This is a genomic window from Streptomyces roseirectus, from assembly GCF_014489635.1.
GTDB classification, from domain to species: domain Bacteria; phylum Actinomycetota; class Actinomycetes; order Streptomycetales; family Streptomycetaceae; genus Streptomyces; species Streptomyces roseirectus.
The window spans coordinates 1,805,696-1,830,293 of sequence record NZ_CP060828.1 but is presented as its reverse complement, the minus strand read 5'-3'; the positions used below and the strand labels follow the sequence as shown (position 1 = coordinate 1,830,293).

General features: G+C 71.7%; 21 protein-coding genes. 6 read left to right on the top strand and 15 right to left on the bottom strand.

The genetic code is table 11. The features are described from left to right. Positions 1–2: 2 nt before the first annotated feature. Entirely contained in the window at positions 3–728 is a 726-nt protein-coding gene (locus IAG44_RS07455) for an SIR2 family NAD-dependent protein deacylase (protein ID WP_187746329.1), read from the bottom strand. Between the two features lie 76 nt (positions 729–804). On the opposite strand from IAG44_RS07455, the gene IAG44_RS07450 reads away from it, so the two are divergent. After that, complete coding sequence (locus IAG44_RS07450; RefSeq protein WP_187746328.1) at positions 805–1,005, top strand: type II toxin-antitoxin system VapB family antitoxin; 201 nt, start codon at positions 805–807, stop codon at positions 1,003–1,005. Positions 1,006–1,063: 58 nt separating this feature from the next. Here IAG44_RS07450 and IAG44_RS07445 read toward each other — a convergent pair whose 3' ends face one another. After that, complete coding sequence (locus tag IAG44_RS07445) at positions 1,064–1,555, bottom strand: NUDIX domain-containing protein (protein ID WP_187746327.1); 492 nt, start codon at positions 1,553–1,555, stop codon at positions 1,064–1,066. A gap of 225 nt (positions 1,556–1,780) precedes the next feature. On the opposite strand from IAG44_RS07445, the gene IAG44_RS07440 reads away from it, so the two are divergent. Beyond that, complete coding sequence (locus tag IAG44_RS07440) at positions 1,781–2,899, top strand: glycerate kinase (RefSeq protein WP_246563907.1); 1,119 nt, start codon at positions 1,781–1,783, stop codon at positions 2,897–2,899. A gap of 69 nt (positions 2,900–2,968) precedes the next feature. On the opposite strand, the gene pssA is transcribed toward IAG44_RS07440, so the two are convergent. From pssA to IAG44_RS07395, 9 genes are all read right to left on the bottom strand, one after another. Continuing rightward, positions 2,969–3,823 (bottom strand): CDP-diacylglycerol--serine O-phosphatidyltransferase, encoded by an 855-nt coding sequence (gene pssA / locus IAG44_RS07435; protein ID WP_246561564.1) that lies wholly within the window; start codon positions 3,821–3,823, stop codon positions 2,969–2,971. Continuing rightward, positions 3,810–4,466: a phosphatidylserine decarboxylase gene (locus IAG44_RS07430; protein ID WP_187746325.1), complete on the bottom strand. Its 657-nt coding sequence runs from the start codon at positions 4,464–4,466 to the stop codon at positions 3,810–3,812. Before IAG44_RS07430 ends, pssA begins: the two co-directional genes overlap by 14 nt. Positions 4,467–4,637: 171 nt before the next feature. Beyond that, positions 4,638–5,843, bottom strand: coding sequence for an acyl-CoA dehydrogenase family protein (locus IAG44_RS07425; protein ID WP_187746324.1), 1,206 nt, complete (start codon positions 5,841–5,843; stop codon positions 4,638–4,640). Positions 5,844–5,849: 6 nt separating this feature from the next. Next, positions 5,850–6,356, bottom strand: coding sequence for a MaoC family dehydratase (locus IAG44_RS07420; RefSeq protein WP_187752556.1), 507 nt, complete (start codon positions 6,354–6,356; stop codon positions 5,850–5,852). Between the two features lie 5 nt (positions 6,357–6,361). Then, a complete protein-coding gene (locus tag IAG44_RS07415) occupies positions 6,362–7,324 on the bottom strand; it encodes an HpcH/HpaI aldolase/citrate lyase family protein (RefSeq protein ID WP_187746323.1) in 963 nt (320 codons plus the stop codon). Beyond that, complete coding sequence (locus tag IAG44_RS07410) at positions 7,321–9,372, bottom strand: protein meaA (RefSeq protein WP_187746322.1); 2,052 nt, start codon at positions 9,370–9,372, stop codon at positions 7,321–7,323. Before IAG44_RS07410 ends, IAG44_RS07415 begins: the two co-directional genes overlap by 4 nt. Positions 9,373–9,381: 9 nt before the next feature. Beyond that, entirely contained in the window at positions 9,382–10,719 is a 1,338-nt protein-coding gene (ccrA, locus tag IAG44_RS07405; protein ID WP_187752555.1) for a crotonyl-CoA carboxylase/reductase, read from the bottom strand. A gap of 383 nt (positions 10,720–11,102) precedes the next feature. Beyond that, positions 11,103–11,942 (bottom strand): TetR family transcriptional regulator, encoded by an 840-nt coding sequence (locus IAG44_RS07400; RefSeq protein WP_187746321.1) that lies wholly within the window; start codon positions 11,940–11,942, stop codon positions 11,103–11,105. Between the two features lie 85 nt (positions 11,943–12,027). Then, a complete protein-coding gene (locus IAG44_RS07395) occupies positions 12,028–13,875 on the bottom strand; it encodes a 3-hydroxyacyl-CoA dehydrogenase family protein (protein ID WP_187752554.1) in 1,848 nt (615 codons plus the stop codon). A gap of 416 nt (positions 13,876–14,291) precedes the next feature. On the opposite strand from IAG44_RS07395, the gene IAG44_RS07390 reads away from it, so the two are divergent. Next, complete coding sequence (locus IAG44_RS07390) at positions 14,292–14,867, top strand: adenylosuccinate lyase (protein WP_187746320.1); 576 nt, start codon at positions 14,292–14,294, stop codon at positions 14,865–14,867. Between the two features lie 183 nt (positions 14,868–15,050). Here the strand turns inward: IAG44_RS07390 and IAG44_RS07385 are convergent, their stop codons facing one another. From IAG44_RS07385 to IAG44_RS07370, 4 genes are all read right to left on the bottom strand, one after another. After that, positions 15,051–15,551, bottom strand: a complete 501-nt coding sequence (locus tag IAG44_RS07385) for a GNAT family N-acetyltransferase (protein WP_187746319.1) — start codon at positions 15,549–15,551, stop codon at positions 15,051–15,053. A 20-nt stretch (positions 15,552–15,571) separates the two neighbouring features. Continuing rightward, positions 15,572–15,970: a RidA family protein gene (locus IAG44_RS07380; protein WP_187746318.1), complete on the bottom strand. Its 399-nt coding sequence runs from the start codon at positions 15,968–15,970 to the stop codon at positions 15,572–15,574. A gap of 81 nt (positions 15,971–16,051) precedes the next feature. Further along, positions 16,052–17,617 carry an alpha/beta hydrolase gene (locus IAG44_RS07375; protein WP_187746317.1) on the bottom strand — a complete coding sequence of 522 codons (1,566 nt, stop codon included), beginning with the start codon at positions 17,615–17,617 and terminating at the stop codon, positions 16,052–16,054. A 122-nt stretch (positions 17,618–17,739) separates the two neighbouring features. Then, entirely contained in the window at positions 17,740–18,786 is a 1,047-nt protein-coding gene (locus IAG44_RS07370) for an Rv2578c family radical SAM protein (protein WP_187746316.1), read from the bottom strand. 156 nt (positions 18,787–18,942) lie between these two features. Here IAG44_RS07370 and IAG44_RS07365 point away from each other — a divergent pair, with 156 nt between their 5' ends. The 3 genes from IAG44_RS07365 (at position 18,943) to IAG44_RS07355 (ending at position 24,553) form a co-directional block, all read left to right on the top strand. Next, a complete protein-coding gene (locus IAG44_RS07365) occupies positions 18,943–19,386 on the top strand; it encodes an SRPBCC family protein (protein ID WP_187746315.1) in 444 nt (147 codons plus the stop codon). 169 nt (positions 19,387–19,555) lie between these two features. Then, the gene (locus IAG44_RS07360) at positions 19,556–21,931 is read left to right on the top strand and encodes an MFS transporter (protein ID WP_187746314.1); all 2,376 of its coding nucleotides are present in this window, start codon (positions 19,556–19,558) and stop codon (positions 21,929–21,931) included. A 201-nt stretch (positions 21,932–22,132) separates the two neighbouring features. After that, the gene (locus IAG44_RS07355) at positions 22,133–24,553 is read left to right on the top strand and encodes a SpoIIE family protein phosphatase (protein ID WP_187746313.1); all 2,421 of its coding nucleotides are present in this window, start codon (positions 22,133–22,135) and stop codon (positions 24,551–24,553) included. The last annotated feature ends 45 nt before the right edge of the window (positions 24,554–24,598 follow it).

Below are 24,598 nucleotides of genomic sequence, written 5' to 3'. Positions count from 1 at the left end.
TTCTACCCGGCCAGCTCCCGCAGCAGCCGGGGCAGCGCCGTCCCGATCGGCTCCCTGACCACCTCGTCCGCGACCCCGTCGTACGGCGTCTCCTCCGCGTTGACGACGATCAGCCGGGCCCCGTGCTCGGCGGCGACGCCGGCGAGGGCGGCGGCGGGGTGGACCTTGAGGGACGTGCCGACGGCGTAGAAGACCTGGCACGCCTTGGCGATGGCGAGGGCGTCGCCGAGGACGGCCGGGTCGAGGTGTTCGCCGAACATGACCGTCGCCGACTTGAGGATGCCGCCGCACTCCAGGCAGGGCGGATCGTCCTCACCGGCGTCGATCCGCGCGAGGGCGTCCTCCATCGGCCCCCGCGCACCGCACCCCGTGCACACGAACCGGCGTGCGCTGCCGTGGAGTTCGAGCACCTTGCGGTCGGGCAGCCCGGCGAGCTGGTGCAGTCCGTCCACGTTCTGCGTCAGCACCCGCACCGGCACCCCCGACCACTCCAGCTCCACGATCGCCCGGTGCGCGGCGTTCGGCTCGGCCCTCAGTGCCCCGCTCTCGCGCCGCATCCGCCACGAGCGGCGCCGGATCTCCGGGTCCCCCATGTAGTACTCGTACGTCACCAGCTTCTCGACCCCGGGGTCGCGCCGCCACAGTCCGTTCGGCCCGCGGTAGTCGGGGATGCCGGAGTCCGTGCTGACACCGGCACCGGTGAGGATCGCGACGAGAGGCTTGGCCATGGGCCGAGCGTAGGTCTCCGACCCCGGCCCGGCGAACGGATATCCCGGCCCCGCGCCCCGGTGATAGCGTCACGCCATGGCAAAGGTCTCCGTCTCCCTCGACGCCGAACTCGTCGTCGAGGCCATGGTGCTGGCCGGGGTCGGCACCCCGCAGGACGCCGTCGAACTGGTCCTGCGGGACTACATCCAGCGCGGCCACCGCACAGAGGCCCGCGTCGCCGAACGCGACGAGGCCCTGCGCGAGGTCGAGATCAGGCCCAACACCGAGCAGGGCTAGGCACGTTGCCAGCCCGTTGGCCCGGACGAGAGCCAACACCCGCCAACGACAGCCCCGTTCAGAAGGCCGGCAGCCCGTTCTCCAGCTCCGCCGTCCCCGCCCCGTCCGCGAGCGCGTCCAGCGCGGCGAGGACGCGTAGCCCCAACTGGCCGGGCAGATGCGCCGCGAGGTCGTCGCGGGGCACGAGCTTCCAGGACAGCAGCTCCTCCTCCTGGAGCCGGATCGACTTGAGCTCCGCCTCGCCGAGCACACCCCCGTCGTACACGTAGGCCACCAGCGGCGGACGGCCGGTGCCGGGCACCCAGTCGACGGCGAGGAGCCGCCCGAGCGGACGGTCGAGGCCGATCTCCTCCAGGGTCTCGCGCCGCGCCCCCTGCCGGGGCGTCTCACCGGTGTCCGACTCGATCGTGCCGCCCGGAAGCGCCCACCCCTCACGGTAGTTGGGCTCGACGAGCAGCACCCGCCCCTCACCGTCCCGGAAGAGCGCGGCGGCGCCCGCGAGGATACGGGGCAGAGAGGCGATGTACGCGGCGTAGTCAAGAGTGCTCATCTCGGCAGCGTATCGAGCCACCTCCCCGAGGACCCCCAAAACCTCCCGAACCACCCTCCCGCCCACAGCCCCCACCCAGCCGGAAACCAGCCGGAAACCAGCCGGAACCCAGTCTTCGGACGGGGCATGACGGCGAAGGTGTCCTCCGGTTATGGTCACAGCGGCGTGAACCGGCGCGGGGATGGGAGACAGGTGGCGGAGGCTTCGGACCACGGCGGGCGGCACGTGCTCGTCGCGGCGGACAAGTTCAAGGGCTCACTGACGGCCGTCGAGGTCGCGCAGCGGGTGACGGCGGGCCTGCGCAGGGCGCTCCCCGGCGTCGAGGTGGAGACGCTGCCCGTCGCGGACGGCGGCGACGGCACGGTGGCCGCCGCGCTCGCGGCCGGCTTCGAACGCCGCGAGGCGGCAGTCGCGGGCCCCCTCGGACACGAGGTCACCGCCGCGTTCGCGCTGCGCGGTGACACCGCCGTCGTCGAGATGGCCGAGGCCAGCGGCCTCCAGCGGCTCCCGCGCGGCGTCTTCGCCCCGCTCACCGCGTCGACGTACGGCTCCGGCGAACTCCTGCGCGCCGCCCTCGACGCGGGCGCCCGCACGATCGTCTTCGGCGTCGGCGGCAGCGCCACCACCGACGGCGGCGCCGGCATGCTCACCGCGCTCGGCGCCCGCTTCCTCGACGCGGACGGCGAACCGGTCGCCCCCGGCGGAGGCGGCCTCGCCGCCCTCGCCCGCGCCGACCTGACCGGCCTCGACGCCCGCCTGAAGGACGTCGACCTCATCCTCGCCAGCGACGTCGACAACCCGCTGACCGGCCCCACGGGCGCCCCCGCCGTCTACGGCCCCCAGAAGGGCGCCTCCCCGGACGACGTCGAAGACCTCGACGCCGCCCTCACCCACTTCGCGAAGGTCCTGGAGACCGCGTTCGGCCCCGACGCCGCCACGCACGCCGCCGCCCCCGGCGCCGGTGCGGCCGGCGGCATCGGCTACGGCGCGCTGCTGCTCGGCGCCCGCTTCCGCCCCGGCATCGAGGTCATGCTCGACGTCCTCGGCTTCGCGCCCGCCCTCGCCCGTGCCGACCTCGTCATCACCGGCGAGGGCTCCCTCGACGCCCAGACCCTGCACGGCAAGGCCCCGGCCGGCGTCGCCGCCGCCGCGCGCGCCGCCGGCAAGGACGTCGTCGCCGTCTGCGGCCGGCTCGCCCTGACCCCGCAGGACCTGGCCGGCGCGGGCATCCGCCGCGCCTACCCGCTCACGGAGGTCGAGCCGGACGTCGCCCTGTGCATCGCGCAGGCGGGCCCGATCCTGGAGCAGGTGGCCGAACGGATCGGCCGGGAACTGGCGGCCTGAACCCGCGGAACGCCGAAGCGCCCCGGACCTTGGAAGAGGTCCGGGGCGCTTCGTACGCGTGGCGGGCGGTTACGGCAGCTGGGCCGTGCGCGCCTCGCGGCGGTTGTCGCGGAAGTTGTTCACCCGGCGGGCCGTGGCGAACAGGGGGATGACCGCGCCCATGACGAGCTGGAGCGCGCAGCCCGTCTGGAGGAGGAGCTGCCCGCCGGGGGCGCCGAACGCCCACGCCGCGAGCATGCCCATCGACAGGACGATCCACGAGAGCATCGCCCCCGCGAGCGGCCCGCGCGGCTTCGGGTACTCGACGCGGCTCACCATCAGCCAGGCCGTCCCGACGATCGCCAGGAGCGTCGCCACGAAAGGCAGCTCCAGCAGGACGATCGCGACGACCGTCAGCGCGCCGAACGGCGACGGCATGCCCTGGAACATGCCGTTCGCGGGCGTCACGCACGAGAAGCGCGCGAGTCTGAGCACCACCGCGAGCAGCACCACGACCGCGCCGACCGCCGCCACCCGCTGGTGCGCGTCGTTGGCGACCATGCCGTAGACGAGGACGAAGTACGCCGGGGCCAGACCGAAGCTGACCAGGTCGGAGAGGTTGTCCAGCTCCGCGCCCATCGGGGACGAGCGCAGCTTGCGGGCGACCAGGCCGTCGAACAGGTCGAAGACCGCCGCGCACAGCATCAGGATGACCGCGGTGGCCGCGCTGCTGCGCGCCATGCCGGTCTCCTGGCTGCCGGTGAGGTGCGGGATGAGGATGCCGGTGGTGGTGAAGTACACCGCCATGAAGCCGCAGGTGGCGTTGCCGAGCGTCAGGGCGTCCGCTATCGACAGCCGCAGCGAGAGGGGCATCTCCTCCTCGTCGTCCGCGTCGTCGGCCTCCGGCACCCAGCCGGTCTGCGTCTCAGGGTCAATCACGGTCAAGACGAGTCACCCCCGCAACGGTCTTCTGCCCGACCTCGACGGCGGCCTCGATACCCTCGGGCAGGTAGACGTCCACGCGCGAACCGAACCGGATCAGACCGATGCGCTCGCCCTGCTCGACCTTCGTGCCCTCGGGGATGTAGGGGACGATGCGGCGGGCGACCGTGCCGGCGATCTGGATCATCTCGATGTCACCGAGCTCGGTGTCGAAGTGCCAGACGACCCGCTCGTTGTGCTCGCTCTCCTTGTTGAACGCCGGGACGAAACCGCCCGGCACGTGCTCCACGGACGTCACCGTGCCCGCGAGGGGCGCGCGGTTGACGTGGACGTTGAGCGGGCTCATGAAGATCGCGACCCGGGTGCGCCCGTCCTTCCACGGCATGATGCTCTGCACCACGCCGTCGGCGGGGGAGATGACCCGGCCCGAGGCGATCTCTCGCTCGGGGTCGCGGAAGAACCACAGCATGCCCGCCGCGAGCGCGGTGGCGGGCACGGCGACTGCCTTCGCGGCGCCCGAGCGGCGGGCGCGGACCAGGCTGACGGCTGCGGTGGCGACGGTCGGGAGAAGCCACGGCGATGCTCCGCGCGCAAGGCGTACGCCGGCGAGGCTGTCGCGAGGTGCAGAGGTTTGGCTGTGGGGCATGGATGACCTTCGTAGCGGATGATGCCGCGCTCTGAACGGGGGACGGCGGCTTTCCGGCGATCGTAGCGGTTCACGACCACAACTGGGTAAGCCAGGAAGACGAGTCGGCGGCTGAGACGGGTTGACGGGGTGTGACCTTCTTCTCGAAGAAAACACCCCCAACCGGTATATCTAGCCCTGGAATCGATACTCTTCGAGCAACCTTCGGCCGATGATCATTTTCTGGATCTCGGCGGTGCCTTCACCGATCAGGAGCATCGGCGCCTCGCGGTACAGGCGCTCGATCTCGTACTCCTTGGAGAAGCCGTAGCCGCCGTGGATCCGGAAAGCGTCCTCGACCACCTCCTTGCAGTACTCGGAGGCGAGGTACTTCGCCATCCCGGCCTCCAGGTCGTTTCGCTCACCCGAGTCCTTTTTGCGTGCCGCATTGACCATCATCGCATGGGCGGCCTCGACCTTGGTAGCCATCTCCGCGAGCTTGAACTGGATCGCCTGGTGCTGGGCGATCGGCTTGCCGAAGGTGTGACGTTGCTGGGCGTACCGGACACCCAACTCGAAGGCACGCTGAGCGACGCCGCAGCCACGCGCCGCGACATTCACGCGGCCAACCTCGACGCCGTCCATCATTTGGTAAAAACCTCGGCCGGTGGCGCCGCCGAGCACGCGGTCGGCCGGAAGGCGCAGGTCAGTCATGACCAGTTCGGTCGTGTCGACCCCCTTGTACCCCATCTTGTCGATCTTGCCGGGGATCGTCAGGCCCGGCCGGACCTCGCCGAAGCCCGGCTCCTTCTCGATCAGGAACGTCGTCATCGACTTGTGGGGCGCCGTACCCTCCGGGTGTCCTTCGTCACTTCGCACGAGAACGGCGACCAGTGACGACGTCCCGCCGTTCGTCAGCCACATCTTCTGGCCGTTCAGGACGTACTCGTCGCCGTCCCTGACCGCCTTCGACGTGATCGCCGACACGTCGGAACCCAGGCCCGGCTCCGACATCGAGAACGCGCCCCTGACGTCCCCTGCGGCCATCCGCGGCAGGAAGTGCTCCTTCTGCTCCTTCGTGCCGTGCTGCTTGAGCATGTACGCCACGATGAAGTGCGTGTTGATGATCCCGGACACCGACATCCAGCCCCGGGCGATCTCCTCCACGCACAGCGCGTACGTCAGCAGCGACTCGCCCAGACCGCCGTACTCCTCCGGGATCATCAGCCCGAACAGGCCCAACTCCTTGAGCCCGTCCACGATCTGCTGCGGATACTCGTCCCGGTGCTCCAGCTCCGTCGCGACCGGGATGATCTCCTTGTCGACGAAGTCCCGTACGGTGGACAGGATTTCGGCCTGCACGTCGGTGAGGCCGGCGGTCTGCGCGAGGCGTGCCATGGTGACTCAGCCCTCCTGAAGTTCCGGGCGGCCGGGCTGCTCGCCGCCGCGCTCCTTGATGTAGGTCTCCGTCGGCACCATGACCTTGCGTCGGAACACGCACACCAGCGTGCCGTCCTGCTTGTAGCCCTTGGTCTCGACGTGGACGATCCCGCGGTCGTCCTTCGACTTCGACGGCCACTTGTCCAGCACCGTCGTCTGGCCGTAGATCGTGTCGCCGTGGAACGTCGGCGCGACGTGCTTCAGCGACTCGATCTCCAGGTTGGCGATCGCCTTGCCCGAGACGTCCGGCACGGACATGCCGAGCAGCAGCGAGTAGACGTAGTTCCCGACCACCACGTTCTTGCCGAAGTCCGTCGTGTTCTCGGCGTAGTTGGCGTCCATGTGGAGCGGGTGGTGGTTCATCGTGAGGAGGCAGAAGAGATGGTCGTCGTACTCGGTGACCGTCTTGCCGGGCCAGTGCTTGTAGACGGCCCCGACCTCGAACTCCTCGTAGGTGCGCCCGAACTGCATCGCGCTCACGCCTCCGGGATCTCGAACTTCGACGTCCGGGTCATGCCCGCCGCCCTGCCCTTGCCGGAGATCACCAGCGCCATCTTGCGGCTCGCCTCGTCGATCATCTCGTCGCCGAGCATCGCCGAGCCCTTCTTCCCGCCCGCCTCGGACGTGTAGTAGTCGTACGCGTCGAGGATCAGCTCGGCGTGGTCGTAGTCCTCCTGCGACGGCGAGAAGATCTCGTTGGACGCCTCGACCTGGCCCGGGTGCAGCACCCACTTGCCGTCGAAGCCGAGCGCTGCGGCCCGCCGGGCGACCTCGCGGTAGCCGTCCACGTTGCGGATCTGGAGGTAGGGGCCGTCGATCGCCTGGAGGTCGTTCGCGCGGGCCGCCATCAGGATCTTCATGAGGATGTAGTGGTAGGCGTCCGCCGGGTAGCCCGGCGGCTGCTCGCCGACCACGAGGGTCTTCATGTTGATCGACGCCATGAAGTCGGCCGGACCGAAGATGATCGTCTCGACACGTTGACTGGCCTGGGCGATCTCATTGACGTTGTTGAGTCCCTGGGCGTTCTCGATCTGCGCCTCAATGCCGATGCGGCCGACCTCGAAGCCCATGGTCTTCTCGATCTGCGTCAACAGCAGGTCCAGGGCGACGATCTGCTGCGCGTTCTGCACCTTCGGCAGCATGACGCAGTCAAGGTTCTGCCCGGCGCCCTCGACGACCGTGACGACGTCCCGGTACGTCCACTCGGTCGTCCAGTCGTTGACGCGCACGACCCGCGTCTTGCCCGTCCAGTCGCCCTCGTTGAGGAACTTGACGATGGTGTGCCGCGCCTCCGGCTTCGCGAGCGGCGCGCACGCGTCCTCCAGGTCCAGGAACACCTGGTCCGCCGGGAGGCCCTGCGCCTTCTCCAGGAAGCGCGGGTTGCTCCCCGGAACGGCCAGACAGGAGCGGCGGGGGCGCAGGCGGTTGACGGGCGTCATGCGGGGACCTCCAGGGGGTCGAGCCGGTTCGCTGTGCGGATCTCGTCGACGATGCGGCCGATGATCCCGGTGATGTCGAAGTCCTTCGGGGTGAAGACGGCGGCCACACCTGCGGCCCGCAGCTCTTCGGCGTCACCGCTGGGGATGATGCCACCGGCGATCACCGGAATGTCTGTGGCACCGGCCACACGCAGCCGCTCCAGGACATCCGGCACCAACCGGGCGTGCGAGCCGGACAGAATGGACAGGCCGACCGCGTGCACGTCCTCCGCGAGCGCCGCGTCCACGATCTGCTCGGGCGTCAGCCGGATGCCCTGGTAGACGACCTCGAAACCCGCGTCCCGCGCGCGCACGGCGATCTGCTCGGCGCCGTTGGAGTGCCCGTCCAGCCCCGGCTTGCCCACCAGGAACCGCAGCTTGCCCGAGCCCAGCTCCCGCGCGGTGACGTCCACCTTGCGACGCACCTCGGCCAGCGCCGAACCCTCCTCCACCGGGACCGCGACCGGCGCCGACGAGACGCCCGTCGGCGCCCGGAACTCGCCGAACACCTCGCGCAGTGCGCCCGCCCACTCGCCGGTCGTGATCCCCGCGCGGGCGCACTCCAAGGTGGCCTCCATCAGGTTCTCCGTCCCCTGCGCGGCCTCCTTCAGACGGTCGAGCGCCTGGCGGACGGTCGGATAGTGGAACGGATCGCCCATGCCCTGCCGGTCGGACGACTCCTGCCGGGTGAAACGCCACTGCCCGACGGCCTCCACGACACGTTCCTCGACAGCCGGATCAACTGTATGGATCGCTTGACCGAGGTCGGCGGTGAGTGGATTGGGCTCGGTCGTGTTGAACGCGTTGACGCCGACGATCAACTCTTGACCGGACTCGATACGAGCCCGGCGCTCCGCGTGCGACGCCACCAGCTGCGACTTCAGGTACCCCGACTCCACGGCGGCCATCGCACCGCCCATCTCCTCGATCCGCGCCATCTCCGCGAGGGAGTCCGCGACCAGCGCGTCCACCTTCTTCTCGACGACGTGCGACCCCGCGAAGATGTCCTCGTACTCCAGCAGGTCACTCTCGTGCGCCAGCACCTGCTGGATCCGCAGCGACCACTGCTGGTCCCACGGCCTCGGCAGCCCCAGCGCCTCGTTCCACGCCGGCAGCTGCACGGCCCGCGCGCGGGCGTCCTTCGACAGCGTCACCGCCAGCATCTCCAGCACGATCCGCTGGACGTTGTTCTCCGGCTGCGCCTCCGTCAGCCCCAGCGAGTTGACCTGCACGCCGTAGCGGAACCGGCGCTGCCGGGGGTCCTCGATGCCGTACCGCTCGCGCGTCACCTGGTCCCAGATGCGGCCGAACGCCCGCATCTTGCACATCTCCTCGATGAACCGGACGCCCGCGTTGACGAAGAAGGAGATCCGGCCGACGACGTCACCGAAACGTTCCTCGGGGATCTGCCCGGAGTCACGGACGGCGTCCAGCACCGCGACCGCCGTCGACATCGCGTACGCGATCTCCTGGACGGGCGTCGCCCCCGCCTCCTGGAGGTGATAGCTGCATATGTTGATCGGGTTCCACTTCGGCATGTGGTTGACCGTGTAACAGATCATGTCCGTCGTCAGCCGCAGCGAGGGCCCCGGCGGGAAGACGTGCGTCCCGCGCGACAGGTACTCCTTGACGATGTCGTTCTGTGTCGTCCCCTGGAGCTGTTCGACGTCCGCGCCCTGCTCCTCGGCGACGACCTGATAGAGCGCCAGCAGCCACATCGCGGTCGCGTTGATCGTCATCGAGGTGTTCATCCGCTCCAGGGGGATGTCCTGGAACAGCCGCCGCATGTCCCCGAGGTGGGCCACCGGCACGCCCACCCGGCCGACCTCACCGCGCGCGAGGACGTGGTCGGGGTCGTAGCCGGTCTGGGTCGGCAGGTCGAAGGCGACCGACAGACCCGTCTGACCCTTGGCGAGGTTGCGGCGGTACAGCTCGTTGGACGCCTCGGCGGTGGAGTGCCCGGCGTACGTCCGCATGAGCCACGGGCGGTCTTTCTGGCGCTCTGTCATCGGGTGCCCTCAGACGTTCCGGAAGCGGTTGATGGCGTCGATGTGCTCGGCCCGCTTGGCGTGGTCGCGCACGCCCAGACCTTCCTCGGGCGCGAGACACAGCACGCCGACCTTGCCCTGGTGCAGGTTGCGGTGGACGTCGTACGCGGCCTGCCCGGTCTCCTCCAGGGCGTACACCTTGGACAGCGTCGGGTGGATCTTCCCCTTGGCGACCAGGCGGTTGGCCTCCCACGCCTCGCGGTAGTTGGCGAAGTGCGAGCCGACGATCCGCTTGAGCGACATCCACAGGTAGCGGTTGTCGTACTCGTGGGTGTAGCCGGAGGTGGAGGCGCAGGTGACGATCGTGCCGCCCTTGCGGGTGACGTACACCGAGGCGCCGAAGGTCTCGCGGCCCGGGTGCTCGAAGACGATGTCGACGTCCTCGCCGCCGGTCAGCTCACGGATGCGCTTGCCGAACCGCTTCCACTCCTTCGGGTCCTGGGTGTGCTCGTCCTTCCAGAACCGGTAGCCCTCGGCGGTCCGGTCGATGATCGCCTCCGCGCCCATCCGGCGGCAGATCTCGGCTTTCTGCGGGCTGGAGACGACACAGATCGGGGTGGCGCCGCCCGCGAGCGCGAACTGCGTCGCGTAGCTGCCGAGTCCGCCGCTCGCGCCCCAGATCAGCACGTTGTCGCCCTGCTTCATCCCGGCGCCGTTGCCTGAGACGAGCTGCCGGTACGCCGTCGAGTTGACCAGCCCCGGCGAGGCCGCCTCCTCCCAGCTGAGGTGGGCCGGCTTCGGCATCAGCTGGTTCGACTTGACGAGCGCGATCTCCGCGAGCCCGCCGAAGTTCGTCTCGAACCCCCAGATCCGCTGCTCGGGGTCGAGCATCGTGTCGTTGTGGCCGTCCGAGGACTCCAGCTCGACGGACAGGCAGTGCGCGACGACCTCGTCCCCGGGCCGCCACGCGTTGACGCCGGGCCCGGTGCGCAGGACGACGCCGGCGAGGTCGGAGCCGATGACGTGGTACGGCAGGTCGTGACGCTTCGTCAGCTCGCTGAGCTTGCCGTAGCGCTCCAGGAACCCGAACGTCGACAGCGGCTCGAAGATCGACGTCCACACGGAGTTGTAGTTGACCGAGGACGCCATGACCGCCACCAGGGCCTCGCCGGGCCCGAGTTCGGGCACCGGCACCTCGTCCAGGTGCAGCGACTTGCGCGGGTCCTTCTCGCGGGTCGTCATCCCCGCGAACATCTCCGTCTCGTCCTTGTGGACGGTGATCGCGCGGTACGACTCGGGCAGCGGGAGGGCGGCGAAGTCGGCCGGTGTCGTCTGTGGCGACTGGATCGCCTCCAGGATGTCCTTCACGGTCACGGTGTTGCCTCCGGCGGTGTGCGCCCCTGAGGGGAGGGCGCGGTGAGGGTGCTGGCTTCTGTGGTGCGGCGGCGCTTTGTGGCGCGGGAGGTTGCCTGTGACGCAGGCGTCCGGGTGCGCGGCGACGTGGTGCGCGGGGACAACCGGCGTACGGCTTGTCGCCGTCCGCCGGCCACCCGGACGACTTCACGGTATGGCACCCCGTGTCACTCGGCAAGGCACTGGGTGCCAGGAATTGCGCTCAGATGAAATCTTTACTTGACAAGTGAGCGATGATCGATCAAGTGGGGGTTCGGAGGCGGGTGAAAACGCCCTCTGACATGCCAAAACGGCCACCCGGTGGGGTGGCCGTCGTCACAGAGATGTCCGTGCGGGGGTCAGCGCTCCTTGAGCGCCTGCTCGATGGCCCGCATGACCTCGTCCAGCGGGGCGTCCGTGCGGGCGACCGTCACCAGGACCTCGCCCTGCGTGGACAGCGACGCCGGGGCCGGGGCGGCGGGGGAGGGGGCCGTCGTCGCGCGCCCGAGCCCGATGCCGGTGCCGAAGGTGCGGCGCACGATCCCGAAGGCGTGGTCCAGCTGCGCCTCGACATCGCCCTGGCCGCCCGCGCGCAGCCAGCGCCGCAGCACGTGGTTGTGGGCGGTGACCACCGCCGAGGCGGCGACCTCGGCCAGCAGCGGGTCGTCGTTCGCGTCGTCGTCGTGCGCGTGCTCGTCGAAGTGACCCAGGAGGTAACGGGTGAACAGGCGCTCGTAGCGGGCCACCGACGCGATCTCCGCCTCGCGCAGGGTGGGCACCTCGCGCGTCAGCTTGTACCGGGCGACCGAGATCTCCGGCCGCGCCGCGTACATCCGCATGACCTCCTTGATGCCGCGGCACACGGTGTCGAGGGGGTGTTCGTGCGCCGGGGCGGCGTTCAGCACCGCCTCCGCGCGCACCAGGGTGTCGTCGTGGTCCGGGAAGATCGCCTCCTCCTTGGACCGGAAGTGGCGGAAGAACGTACGGCGCGCGACCCCGGCCGCTGCCGCGATCTCGTCGACGGTGGTCCCCTCGTAGCCCTTCGTCGCGAACAACTCCATCGCGGCGGCCGCCAGTTCTCGGCGCATCTTGAGCCGCTGGGCGGCGGCACGGCTGCCTGCGGCACTCTCCGGCGCGTCGGACGGGGCGGGGGTACGGGAGGACTTGGCGGGCTGGGACATGACCCGAACGTACTGCATGCGTGCGGCTCGATGCGCAGGTCCGGGGTCCGCCCGGCCTGCGGAATCGAGCAGTCCGCCCCAGTCCGCCGCCTCCCGGAAGGCGTCAGCGCCTGGCATGTTCGCGGAAGCCGCGGCCCGTCTTGCGGCCGAGGCAGCCCGCGGCGACCAGGTGCTCCAGAAGCGGGGCCGGCGCGAGGCCCGGGTCGCGGAACTCGCGGTGCAGGACCTTCTCGATGGCGAGCGAGACATCCAGGCCGACGACGTCCAGGAGCTCGAAGGGGCCCATCGGGTAGCCGCCGCCCAGCTTCATCGCCGCGTCAATGTCGTCAAGAGACGCGTAGTGTTCCTGGACCATCTTGATCGCGTTGTTGAGATACGGGAACAGCAGGGCATTCACGATGAACCCGGCGCGGTCTCCACAGTTGACGGGATGCTTCTTGATCACCGCACAGACCTCGTCAACCGTTGATCGGACATCGTCCGCCGTCAACACTGTACGGACGACCTCGACCAGCTTCATCGCCGGTGCGGGATTGAAGAAGTGCATCCCGACGACGTCCTGCGGCCGCGACGTCGCCCGCGCGCACGCGATCACCGGCAGGGACGACGTCGTCGTCGCCAGCACCGCCCCCGGCTTGCACACCTTGTCCAGCGTCGCGAACAACTGCTGCTTGACCGCCAGATCCTCCGCGACGGCCTCGACGGCGAGGTCGACGTCCGCGAACGCCTCGTAGGACCCGGCGGGCGTGATCCGCTCCAGCGCGCCGGCCGCCGCCTCGGGGGTGAGCCGCCCCTTGGCGGCGGAGCGCGCGAGGGACGACCCGATCCGGGCCTTCGCGGCGGTGGCCTTCTCCTCGCTGCGGGCGGCCAGGACGACGTCGTACCCGGCCTTCGCGAAGACCTCGGCGATCCCGGACGCCATGGTCCCCGACCCGGCGACACCGACCGACCGGACCGGGCGGCCGGGGACGCCAGAGCCGCCGGGCAGCGGCGTGAGGGCGTCCGGGACGACGACCGCGCTGCCGGGCGCCTCGTACGTGTAGAAGCCGCGGCCCGCCTTGCGGCCCGTCAGCCCCGCCTCGCTGAGCTGCCTGAGGACCGGCGCGGGGGCGTGCAGACGGTCGTGGGAGGCGGCGTACATGGCGTCCAGGACGGTGCGCGCGGTGTCGACGCCGATCAGGTCGAGCAGGGCGAGCGGGCCCATGGGCAGGCCGCAGCCCAGGCGCATCGCCGCGTCGATGTCCTCGCGGGAGGCGTAGCGCGCCTCGTACATCGCCGCCGCCTGGTTGAGGTAGCCGAACAGCAGGCCGTCCGCGACGAACCCCGGCCGGTCGCCGACGGCCACCGGCTCCTTGCCCAGCTCGACGGCCAGCTCGGTGACCCGGGTGACGGCCTGCGGGGCGGTCAGCACCGACGAGACGACCTCGACCAGCTTCATCGCGGGCGCCGGGTTGAAGAAGTGCAGGCCCAGCACGCGTTCCGGGCGCTGTGACTCGGCCGCGAGCCGGGTCACCGACAGGGCGTTCGTGCCGGTCGCCAGGATCGTGTCGGGGCGCACGACGGCGTCCAGTTCGCGGAAGAGCCGCTGCTTGACCTCGTACGACTCCGGCGCGACCTCGATCACCAGGTCGGCGCCGGCCGCCTCGCGCAGGTCGGTCGTCGTGCGGACCAGGGCGAGCGCGTCGGCGCGCTGCCGTTCGGTGAGGCGGCCCCGGGCGACGGCGCGGGCGGTGGAGGTCTCCAGTTCGGCGACGCAGCGGGCCGTCTGGGCGGCGCTGATGTCGATGCCGATCACCTGGCGGCCGGCCTTGGCGAGGACTTCGGCGATGCCGGTGCCCATCGTGCCGAGACCGACGACGGCGACGGTCCGCAGGGCGGTGCCGTCGGTGCCGGCGGGGGCGGGGGAGGCGGTCGAGGCGGGGGCGGTGGAAGGGGACAGGGGAGCGGCCATCGCGGGACTCCAGGAAAGAGGTGACGACTGGGAGAGCGCCGGGTGCGCCGAGGGGGCGCGCGGGGCGCGGAAGGGGTGCACGGAGGTGCGGAAGGCATGCCCGGAGGTGCAGGTGATGCCGGGCTGAGGGGTGCGGGTGATGCCGGGCTGCGAGCGCACACGCCCGGGGCCGTCGACGGGGGGCGTGCACACGCCCGCCTGCCGTACGGCGCCTTGCTGATCCGACCGGCCCTGTCCCGGAGCCGGGTCGTGCTTCCCATGGCGGCTGCGTCACCAGGCCGCCATGAGGAGGTGCGCGAGAGGGTGTCCCGCTCGTATGAGCTTAACCGGTGAGTAACGAGCGCGCCAGCCCCTGGAACGGGTGGACTTCGTCAACCCGTTCCCCTCCTGGTCGCACCCCGCCTACGCTCTGAATCATGGACGAGGAGTCGCGATCGCTCACGGAGCGCTTACGGCGGGAGTCGGGCGGGGGCGCGCTCTTCGAGCGGCTCGCGACGACCGACGACACGGACGCGCTGGCCGCCGTACTGACCGAACCCGGACAGCCGCTGTGGGCACGGGAGCTGGCCGCGTTCCGCCTCGGCCTCGCGGGCGACCGGCGCGCCTTCGAATCCCTCGTCCTGTTCCTCAACCACCGCGACCCCCCGCGCTGCGCCTCCGCCGCCCACGCGCTGGCCCGCCTCGGCGACCCCCGCACCGCCCGCGCCGCCGCCGCCCTCGCCACCAACGAACTCCGCGTCGCCTACGCCCTCCACCCCGTCCGCCTCCTCACGACCCTCGCGGCCCCCGAATCCACCCCGGCCCTCATCACGACCCTCCACCGCCGCCTCACCCCCCACGACCCCTACCGCCGCATCGCCCTGGCCTGCATCGACGGCCTCGCCACCCTTGCCGACCCCCGCGCCCGCCCGGTCCTGCGCGAAGCCCTGGCCCATCCGGCACTGGCGGAGGCGGCGGTACGCGCACTGGCCCGCCTGCCGGGGGAGGGCTGACACCGCGCGGGGGCGCCTGAGCGGCGGGGCGGGCCGACGGCCCAGCGGCGTCATGTCGGGGTTCGACGGCCGGTGCCCCACGCGGGGCTCGCCCGCCTTCCGGATACCCGGTGTCACCCGGGCTCAACGGCTTGCCGGGTGCCCGGCAACTCGCGGCCCCACCCGTCCCGGCGCCCCTCGGCATCACCCGCCCACCTCCCCCGCGTACCGCACCTCCGGCACCGCCACCCCGCTCACCTCGAACGGCTCCTCCACCCCGTCCGCCCGCAGCCCCGCCCGCTCGTAGAACCGCCGCGCGCGCACGTTCCCCTTCAGCACCCACAGGTACAGCCGACGCGGCCCTCGCACGGAGACCTGCCGCACGGTCTCCTGGAACAACGCGCGCCCGACCCCCGTACCGAACTCCCCGGCGTCCACGTACAGCGCGTACAACTCCGCGTCCGCCGTACGCGCGTCCCCCTCCCGGTACGGCCCGTGACAGGCCCACCCGACGACCGTCCCCGCCCGCTCGGCGACGAGGTTCACCACCTCCGCCCCGGCCCGCTCAAGGTGCTCCCGGCGCCGCGCGGCGTCCGCGCGGACGGAGAGGGCGTCGAGGTGGTCCTGCGGGATCAGCCCCCGGTAGGCGCTCTGCCACCCCCGCACGCGGATCTCGGCGACACGGTCGCAGTCCGCGAGGGTCATGGGCCGGACGGAGAGCGGCGTCACGGGGCGGTCACCGCCAACGCCTCGATCTCCATGAGGAATTCGGGCCGCACCAGCCCGGCGACCTGGACGGCGGAGGCGGCGGGCAGCCGGTCGTCGGGTATGTGTGCGGCGCGCGCTTCCCGGATCGCGGGCATGTACGCCATGTCCGTGACGAAGTAGGTGAGTTTGACGACGTCGTCGAAGCCCGCGCCGGCCGAGGCGAGGCAGCGGCGGAGGTTGTCGAAGACCTGGCGGGCCTGGGCGGCGGGATCCCCCGCCCCGACCAGCTCGCCCTTCTCGTCGAGGGCGAGCTGACCGGAGACGGCGACCAGGCGACCGGTGCCGGTGACGACGTGGGTGTACTGCGCGGCGGGGGCGACGCCGTCGGGGGCCGGGAGGCGGGTCAGATCGCTCATGGGTCCATCTTGGATCACGGGTCTGACAACGCCCCCGACGGCGTCGGGAATCAGGGCCCGGCAGCGCCCCTGACCTGCGGCTCAGCCCCGGAAGCCCAAGAGGCCGTGGAGGGTGGAGCCGTGGGTGGAGGGGGCGGCGGCCTTGTCGGTGCGGGGCTTGGGGTCGGGGAGGCTGGGGCAGACCGCGTCGACGGGGCCGCCGTCGGAGCGCGGCACGGTGCCGTCGGTGAGGTACGCGGCGAGGTGCTTGTCGAGGCAGGCGTTCCCGCTGAGCGTGATGCCGTGGTTCCCGCCGCCCTCCTCGACGACGAGGCTGGAGCGGCGCAGCAGCGCGTGGGTGAGCGCGCCGCCCTCGTACGGGGTCGCGGCGTCGTTCGTCGCCTGGAACAGCAGGACCGGCGGGAGCTTGTGGTTGGTGACGTTCACCGGGCGCAGCGGCTTCACCGGCCAGAACGCGCACGCCGCGTTGTACCAGGCGTTGTTCCAGGTCATGAAGGGCGCCTTGGCGTACGTAGCCCAGTTGTCGGCGCGCCACCGCTCCCAGTCCCGCGGCCAGGCGGCGTCCCGGCACTGCACCGAGGTGTAGACGCTGAACCCGTTGTCCCCGGACGCGTCGACGGCGGCGAAGGTCTCGTACGCGGCGACCAGCGGGGCCGCGTTCTTGCTGTTGACGTACGCGGCGAACGCCTCGGCGAGGTGGGGCCAGTAGCCGTTGAAGTAGCCGCCCGGCAGGAACGTGTCCTCCAGCTCGGACGCGCCGACCTTCCCGCCGGCCGGCTTCTTCGCGAGCGCCGCGCGCATCGCGTACCACTTCGTCTCGACCTTCTCGGGGTCGGTGCCGAGGCGGTAGACGGCGTCGTGCTGGGCGATCCAGGCCATCAGCGCGCGGTGGCGGTCGTTGAAGGCGAGGTCCTGGGCGAGGTTGTCGTCGTACCAGACGCCCGTCGGGTCGACGATCGAGTCGAGCACCAGCCGGCGCACGCGCTGCGGGTACAGCTTGGCGTAGACGGCGCCCAGGTAGGTCCCGTACGAGTACCCGAAGTAGTTCAGCTTCGGCGCGCCCACGGCCGCGCGGATGGCGTCCATGTCGCGCACGGCGCTCACGGTGTCGATGTGTGGCAGGAGCTTCGCGTACTTCTTCCCGCACGCCTGCGCGAAGGACCGGACCCGCTTGAGGTTGGCCCGCTCGATCGCCGGGGTGACGGGCACCGAGTCGGGCCGCACGGGATCGAAGTGGCCGGGCTTGCAGTCCAGCGCGGGCGTCGACTTCCCGACCCCGCGCGGGTCGAAGCCGATGACGTCGTACTGCGCGGCGACGCCCTTGGGGAGCGTCGAGGCGACGAACCCGGCGAGGGACAGCCCGCTGCCGCCGGGCCCGCCGGGGTTGACGAGCAGCGGCCCCTGGAACCGCTTCGCGGTGTGCGGGACGCGCGACAGCGCGAGCGTGATCTGGCGCCCGCGCGGGTTGTCGTGGTCGAGCGGCACCTTCAGGGACGCGCACTGGAGCGTCGGGTGGTCGGACGTGCCGCAGCTCTTCCAGGCGAGCTTCGCGGCGGCCGGCGCCGGAGCGGCCTCTACGGGCGCGGCGGTGAGCGTCGCGGCCACGACGGCGGCGGCACCGCACAGTACGGCTGCGCGTTTTCTCATGGAGCCTCCCAGGGACTGCCGGGGCCGCGCGGGTCGACGGCCCACGCGGCATCGTCCCGACAACTACGGCCGGAAGAACCCGTTCCGCCCATAGTTGACCCGAAAGGAGCCGCCGGACGCGCTCAGAGCAGGCTCAGCTGGACCGGCCCGGCCGGCTCCGGTTCCTCCGCGTCACCGGGCTGCGGCGGCCGGCGCGGCATCCCCCCGCGCGTGGGCCCGATGCCGTACTCCCGGGCCAGCTCGTGGACCTGACGGGTGATCCGGCGCTGGTACCAGTTCGGGGCGTACGCGCCGGACGCGTACAGCCGGTCGTAGCGGGCCACCAGATGCGGGTGGTGGCGCGCCAGCCAGCTCATGAACCACTCGCGCGCGCCGGGCCGCAGATGCAGCGTCAGCGGCGTCACCGACGTCGCGCCCGAGGCGGCGATCGCCCGCACGGTGGCGCGCAGTTGATCGGGGTGGTCGCTGAGGAACGGCAGCACCGGCGCCATCAGCACCCCGCACCCGAGCCCCGCCCCGGTGAGCGCCCGCACGACCTCCAGGCGCCGTTCGGGTACCGGGGTGCCCGGCTCCACCGTGCGCCACAGCGCCTCGTCCAGGAAGCCCACCGAGACGGAGACGCCGACGTCGGTGACCTCGGCGGCCTGCCGCAGCAGGTCGAGGTCGCGCAGGATCAGCGTGCCCTTGGTGAGGATCGAGAACGGGTTCGTGCGGTCCCGCAGGGCGGCCAGGATGCCCGGCATCAGCCGGTAGCGCCCCTCCGCGCGCTGGTAGCAGTCGACGTTCGTGCCCATCGCCACGTGTTCCCCGCGCCAGCGCGGCGAGGCGAGGTCGCGGCGCAGCACCTCGGGGGCGTTCACCTTGACGACGATCTGCGTGTCGAACCCGATGCCCGTGTCGAGGTCCAGGTAGCCGTGCGAGCGGCGGGCGAAGCAGTACACGCACGCGTGCGTGCAGCCCCGGTAGGGGTTCACCGTCCACTCGAACGGCATCCGGGAGGCGCCCGGCACGCGGTTGAGGACCGAGCGGGCCCGCACCTCGTGGAACGTGATCCCCCGGAACTCGGGTGTGTCGAAGGTGCGGGTGGTCACCGCGTCCGCGCCGAACAGGGCGGGGTCGGCCGCCCGGCCGTGCTCGCCGGGCTCCTGGGTGAGGTTCTGCCAGCGCATGACGCCTCCTGGGTAGCACTGACCCCAGAATAGAACACGTGTTCCCATGATCGTGCGAGTGCCGTTTCCGATCGCTTTGGGACCCCCGATTTGGGCGGCCGACGGGCGGGGTGGTTGGCTTGCCCCGACCCCGAGAAACAGGCCCTGGAGGAACTCATGGCGCAGGTCGAGGCCATCACCGAGCGCGTCGTCGCGGCGGACCCGGAGACGGTGTTCGACACACTCGCCGACTACAGCGGCCCCCGCGCGAAGCTCATGCCCGAACAGTTCAGCGAGTTCGAGGTGCGCGAGGGCGGCGACGGCGAGGGAACCCTCGTCCACTGGAAGCTCCAGGCCACCAAGAAGCGCGTGCGCGACTGCCTCCTGGAGGTGACCGAGCCCAGCGACGGCGAACTCGTCGAGAAGGACCGCAACTCCTCCATGGTCACCGTCTGGCGCGTCACCCCCGCCGGCGAGGGCCGCGCGCGGGTCGTCGTCACGACCACCTGGCAGGGTGCCGGCGGCATCGGCGGCTTCTTCGAGAAGACCTTCGCCCCCAAGGGCCTCGCCCGCATCTACGACGCGCTCCTCGCCAACCTCGCCGCCGAGGTGGAGAAGTAGAACGCCGGGCCGCGCGGTCAAGTTCCGCCCGGTCCACGGCCGTTGATCGAATTCACTGGTTCGGGTGGTTGATCCCCCGAACCCGGTCGGCGCCGTAACTCGTCGCGCTTGCCAGGAGTTGTCGCTTTACGCGGGAATTGTGAGGCAAGTGCGACGAGGGGAGCGGTACGTGGGCGGGATCACTCTGGTGCAGGAGGAGCCGGCGGTCGCGAGCCCGCCGGCCGCCGCGCCCCCACCCCCTCCCCAGGACGCCGGGCTCAGCCCCCGCCGGGTGCGGCTCGTCTTCGTCGGCCTCATGCTCGCGCTGCTCCTCGCGGCGCTGGAGCAGATGATCGTCGCCACCGCCCTCCCGAAGATCGTCGGCGAGCTGCACGGCCTGGACAAGATGTCCTGGGCGATCACCGCCTACCTGCTGACCTCCACCATCGGCCTGCCCGTCTACGGCAAGCTCGGCGACCTCCTCGGCCGCAAGGGCGTCTTCCAGTTCGCCATCGTCGTCTTCGTCGTCGGCTCCGCGCTCGCCGGACGCGCCCAGACCATGGACCAGCTGATCGCCTTCCGCGCGGTCCAGGGCGTCGGCGCGGGCGGGCTCATGATCGGCGTCCAGGCGATCATCGCGGACATCGTGCCGCCCCGGGAACGCGGCCGGTACATGGGCCTCATCGGCGCCGCCTTCGGCCTCGCCTCCGTCGCGGGCCCGCTGCTCGGCGGCTACTTCACCGACCACCTCTCCTGGCGCTGGTGCTTCTACGTCAACGTCCCCTTCGGGCTGGTCACCCTCGCCGTCGTCGCCGTCGTCCTCAAACTGCCCAAACCGACGGTACGGCCCCGGTTCGACGTCCTCGGGACGCTGCTGCTCGCCGCCGCCTCGACCTGCCTGGTCCTGCTGACCAGCTGGGGCGGCACCGAGTACGCGTGGGGCTCGCGCGCCATCCTCGGGCTCGGCGCCGGCGCCGTCCTCGCGAGCCTGCTGTTCCTGCTCGCCGAGCACCGCGCGGCCGAACCCCTCATCCCCCTGCGGCTGTTCAGGGACTCCGTCTTCAACGTCACCGCGCTGATCGGCCTGGTCGTCGGCGTCGCCCTGTTCGGCGCCGCCAGCTACCTGCCGACCTTCCTGCAGATGGTCGACGGCGCCTCCGCCACCGAGTCCGGGCTGCTGATGCTGCCCATGATGGCGGGCATCGTCGTCGCCTCCGTCGTCTCCGGACAGCTCATCAGCCGCACCGGCCGCTACAAGCTCTACCCGCTCCTCGGCGGCGCCCTGTCCGCCGCCGGCATGTGGCTGCTGTCGCTGCTGGAGACCGACACGCCCCGGCTGCACTACAGCCTCTGGATGGCCGTCCTCGGGGCCGGCATCGGCCTGGTCATGCCCGTGCTGATCCTCGCCGTGCAGAACTCCGTGCGCCCCGCCGACCTCGGCACCGCCACCAGCGCCAACAACTACTTCCGGCAGATCGGCGGCAGCGTCGGCGCCGCGATCTTCGGCACCCTCTTCGCGAACCGGCTCGCCGACGCCCTGCGCGACCGCGTCCCCGCGCACGCGGGCGCCGCACCGCCCGACGCCGAATCGCTCACCCCGCAGCTCGTCCACGCGCTGCCCCAGGCGCTGCGCGACGCCTACATTCGCGCCTACGCCGACGCCATGCCGAGGATCTTCCTGTACCTCGTGCCGGTCCTGCTCGTCGGCCTGTTCCTCGCCTTCTTCCTCAAGGAGAAACCCCTCGTGTCCCACAACGAGACGGAGACCGAGCCCCTGGCCGTCCCGACGGCCCGCGCGGCGTACGCCGCCGGGATCGCCGTCTGCGGCACCGTGCAGCACCCCGACGGCACCGTCGTCCCGCGCGCGGCCCTCACCCTCATCGACGTCGCCGGCACCCAGATCGGGCGCGGCGCCAGCGGTGAGGACGGGCGGTACGCGCTCGCCACCCCGGGCACCGGGGCGTACGTCCTGATCGCCGCCGCGGGCGGCCACCAGCCGCAGGCCGTCTCCGTGACCGTCGGCGAACGCCCCGTCGACCTCGACATCGTCCTCGGCGGCGCCGGACGCCTCGCCGGGACGGTCGTCACCGCCGACGGCGCCCCCGTGCGCGACGCCACGGTCACCCTCACCAACGTCCACGGCGAGGTCGTCGCCGCCACCCGCAGCGGACGCGAGGGCGGCTACACCATGACCGAGCTGGTGGCCGGCGAGTACACGCTCGCCGCGAGCGCGCCCGCCTTCCGGCCCGCCGCCCTGCCCGTCACCGTCCAGCAGGCCCGCGAGACCCGCCAGGACGTCGAACTCGCGGGCGGCGCCGTCCTGCGCGGCACCGTCCGCGCGGGCGGCGGCCGGCCCGTCGAGGACGCGCGCGTGACCCTCCTGGACGCCGCCGGGAACGTCGTCGACACCCTCACCACGGGCCCCGACGGCAGCTTCCGGTTCGTCGACCTGTCCTCCGGCGAGTACACCGTCATCGCCGCCGGGTACCCGCCCGTCGCCACCGTCCTCCAGGTCGCGGGCGGCGGCCGGACGGAACGGGACCTCCAGCTCGGGTACGAGGACTGAGGCGTGGGGGCGCGCGTGAACCACCGAGGCCGGGACCGGGGCGCGGGGCGGCGGACGAACGCCCTGTCGAGCGCCCTGTGCGCCCGGCGGCGCCCCGCTCGCACCAATTCCAGCAATGCCGCACATCCCGGCCCGCCGCCCCCGTACCGTGGTGGCTGCGGGACAGATCTTGTGAAGCTCTGGGGAGAGAGGGCCTGGGCCATGGACCGTGGCACCGAGCGGGACACGCCTCCCGGCCCGGGACGCGTCCCGCTGGCCGTCGCCGTGGTCGACCACGAGGGCCTGGTCTCCCACTGGAGCACCGGCGCGCGCAGGCTCTTCGGCGTCCCCAAGGAGGACGCGATCGGCCGGCCCGCCCTCGACCTGCTGCCCGTCGCCGGCGCCCTCCCCGACCCCGCGGACACCCCCGCCCCCACCCCCTACGACGTCCTCGCCGAGTACGACGGCCACGGCACCGCGCTCGGCACGGACCTCGGCTACCCCTCCGCCGGACGCGCCCGCATCAGCGTGCCCGGGGACGACCGCGCGGACGTCCTGTGGTGGGCGTACCCCCTGCTCGGCCCCGGCACCGAACGGCTCCTGGTGCTCGCCGCCGACGCGGCCGTCCTGTACGACGAGACCCCGGACGACGCCGTGTGCGTCGAGCGGGTCTCCCCGGGGTTCGCCCGGCACACCGAGTTCACCGGCGCCGACAACCTCGCGCGCGGGCTCCCCGAGATCCTGCCCAGCATGAGCGTCGGCGAGAGCGCCCGGATCGTCTCCCAGGTGCTCGAACTCGGCTACCCCGTCCTGGAGTTCAGCCAGAACGAGAAGGTGCCCGTCACCCCCGACTGGGGCGTCTCGCGGCGCACCGAACGCAAGGTCCGCCGCGAACGCGCCGCCCGCGCCGCCGCCCAGGGCCTGCCCGTGCCCGACGACCTCACCGACGACGGCGAGGACCTGGAGTACGTCGCCGTACGCGAGCGCCTGGAGTTCCTGAACGAGGTCAGCGGGCGCATCGGCACGTCACTCGACCTCGCGCGGACCATCGTCGAGGTCAGCCGGGCCGTCGTCCCACGCTTCACCGACGTCGCCGGCACCTACCTGCGCGAACAGGTCGTCGCCGGCGAGGCGTTCGACGAGGGCGTGCCCGACACGCGGACCATGTGGCACCGCGTCGCCCTGGAGCACACCGACGAACCCGGCCGCTGGGACGACGTCGTGCCCGTCGGCGAGGCCATGCCGTTCCCCGCGCACACGCCGTTCTTCCAGTGCATGACGACCGGCGAACCCGTGCTCGTGCCGAGGATCGACGAGCGGCTGGGGCACGCGATCGCCTCGCAGTTCGACAAGCGCGACATCCGGCCCCTGATCACGGGCCGCTCGATGCTCGTCGTCCCCCTCAAGGCGCGCAACGTCGTCCTCGGCTTCATGATCCTGCTGCGCCACCCGGAGCGCGCCGAGTTCAACGACATGGACCGCGTCACCGGCGCCGAACTCGCCGCCCGCGCGGGCCTCGTCCTCGACAACGCGCGCATGTACACGTACCAGGAGGCGGTCGCCGAGACCCTTCAGGACAGCATGCTGCCGCACATCGCGCCGCGCATGGCCGGCTGCGACATCGCCACCCGCTACCTGCCGGGCACCCAGCTCGGGCGCATCGGCGGCGACTGGTTCGACGCGGTCAAACTGCCCGGCGCGCGCACCGCGTTCGTCGTCGGCGACGTCATGGGGCACGGCCTCAACTCGGCCGCCAAGATGGGCCAGCTGCGCACCGCGATCCAGACCATGGCCGGCCTCGACCTGCCGCCCGCGCAGCTCCTGCGCAACTTCGACGACCTCGCGCAGCGGCTCGGCGGCGACTACCTCGCGACCTGCCTGTACGCCGTGTACGACCCCATCGCCGGCGAGCTGAGCATCGCCAACGCGGGCCACATCCCGCCCGTCCTGGTGCGCGCCGTCGACGGGGGCAGCGAACTCCTCGACCTGCCCACCGGCGCGCCCGTCGGCGTCGGCGGGGTGCCCTTCGAGGCGGTGCGCCTGCGCGTGGAGCCCGGCGACCGGCTCGTCATGTGCACCGACGGGCTCGTCGAGATCCGCGGCGAGGACATCGGTGTCGGCCTGGAGACCCTGTGCGAGTCCGCCGCGCACCCCGCGGCCTCCATGGACGACGCCTGCGACACGATCATCCGCGCCCTCAACCCGCGCGGGGGCCGCAAGGACGACGTCGCGCTCCTCATGGCCCGCCTCAACGGCATCGAGCCCGACGACGTCGCCGAGTGGCGCCTGAAACCCGAGCCCGCCGAGGTCCGCCGCGCGCGGGCCGCGATCGCCGAGCAGCTGTACGACTGGGGGCTCGCCCGCCTCGTCGACAACACGGTCCTCATGGTGAGCGAGCTGGTCACCAACGCCGTCCGGCACGCGCGCGGGCGGCCCGTCACCGTGCGGCTCGTGCGCGGGGAGACGCTGCTGTGCGAGGTCGACGACGCGGACCACGAACTGCCCACCCTCCTCGACGCGGGCGCGCTGGACGAGACGGGGCGCGGACTGCGGGTGGTGAGCACGCTGGCGCGCGAGTGGGGCGCCAGCCGGTCGGGGGCCGGCAAGAGCGTGTGGTTCGAACTGACGCTGCCGAGGCGGTGAGCGCGGGGACGCCGTGCCGCCGGGAGGCGACTGTGGCGGACGCGT

What these genes read in the sequence shown, in the direction of transcription:
- IAG44_RS07420 (WP_187752556.1), bottom strand. Translation starts at nt 6,356, where the DNA reads ATGCAGTTCGGGCGCACCTACGAGGAGTTCGAGGTCGGGGCCGTCTAC.
- IAG44_RS07365 (WP_187746315.1), top strand. Translation starts at nt 18,943, where the DNA reads ATGGCGCAGGTCGAGGCCATCACCGAGCGCGTCGTCGCGGCGGACCCG.
- IAG44_RS07455 (WP_187746329.1), bottom strand. Translation starts at nt 728, where the DNA reads ATGGCCAAGCCTCTCGTCGCGATCCTCACCGGTGCCGGTGTCAGCACG.
- IAG44_RS07415 (WP_187746323.1), bottom strand. Translation starts at nt 7,324, where the DNA reads ATGACGCCCGTCAACCGCCTGCGCCCCCGCCGCTCCTGTCTGGCCGTT.
- IAG44_RS07370 (WP_187746316.1), bottom strand. Translation starts at nt 18,786, where the DNA reads ATGCGCTGGCAGAACCTCACCCAGGAGCCCGGCGAGCACGGCCGGGCG.
- IAG44_RS07445 (WP_187746327.1), bottom strand. Translation starts at nt 1,555, where the DNA reads ATGAGCACTCTTGACTACGCCGCGTACATCGCCTCTCTGCCCCGTATC.
- IAG44_RS07380 (WP_187746318.1), bottom strand. Translation starts at nt 15,970, where the DNA reads ATGAGCGATCTGACCCGCCTCCCGGCCCCCGACGGCGTCGCCCCCGCC.
- IAG44_RS07400 (WP_187746321.1), bottom strand. Translation starts at nt 11,942, where the DNA reads ATGCAGTACGTTCGGGTCATGTCCCAGCCCGCCAAGTCCTCCCGTACC.
- IAG44_RS07355 (WP_187746313.1), top strand. Translation starts at nt 22,133, where the DNA reads ATGGACCGTGGCACCGAGCGGGACACGCCTCCCGGCCCGGGACGCGTC.
- IAG44_RS07390 (WP_187746320.1), top strand. Translation starts at nt 14,292, where the DNA reads ATGGACGAGGAGTCGCGATCGCTCACGGAGCGCTTACGGCGGGAGTCG.
- IAG44_RS07385 (WP_187746319.1), bottom strand. Translation starts at nt 15,551, where the DNA reads ATGACCCTCGCGGACTGCGACCGTGTCGCCGAGATCCGCGTGCGGGGG.
- IAG44_RS07375 (WP_187746317.1), bottom strand. Translation starts at nt 17,617, where the DNA reads ATGAGAAAACGCGCAGCCGTACTGTGCGGTGCCGCCGCCGTCGTGGCC.
- IAG44_RS07395 (WP_187752554.1), bottom strand. Translation starts at nt 13,875, where the DNA reads ATGGCCGCTCCCCTGTCCCCTTCCACCGCCCCCGCCTCGACCGCCTCC.
- IAG44_RS07430 (WP_187746325.1), bottom strand. Translation starts at nt 4,466, where the DNA reads ATGCCCCACAGCCAAACCTCTGCACCTCGCGACAGCCTCGCCGGCGTA.
- IAG44_RS07450 (WP_187746328.1), top strand. Translation starts at nt 805, where the DNA reads ATGGCAAAGGTCTCCGTCTCCCTCGACGCCGAACTCGTCGTCGAGGCC.
- IAG44_RS07410 (WP_187746322.1), bottom strand. Translation starts at nt 9,372, where the DNA reads ATGACAGAGCGCCAGAAAGACCGCCCGTGGCTCATGCGGACGTACGCC.
- IAG44_RS07425 (WP_187746324.1), bottom strand. Translation starts at nt 5,843, where the DNA reads ATGGCACGCCTCGCGCAGACCGCCGGCCTCACCGACGTGCAGGCCGAA.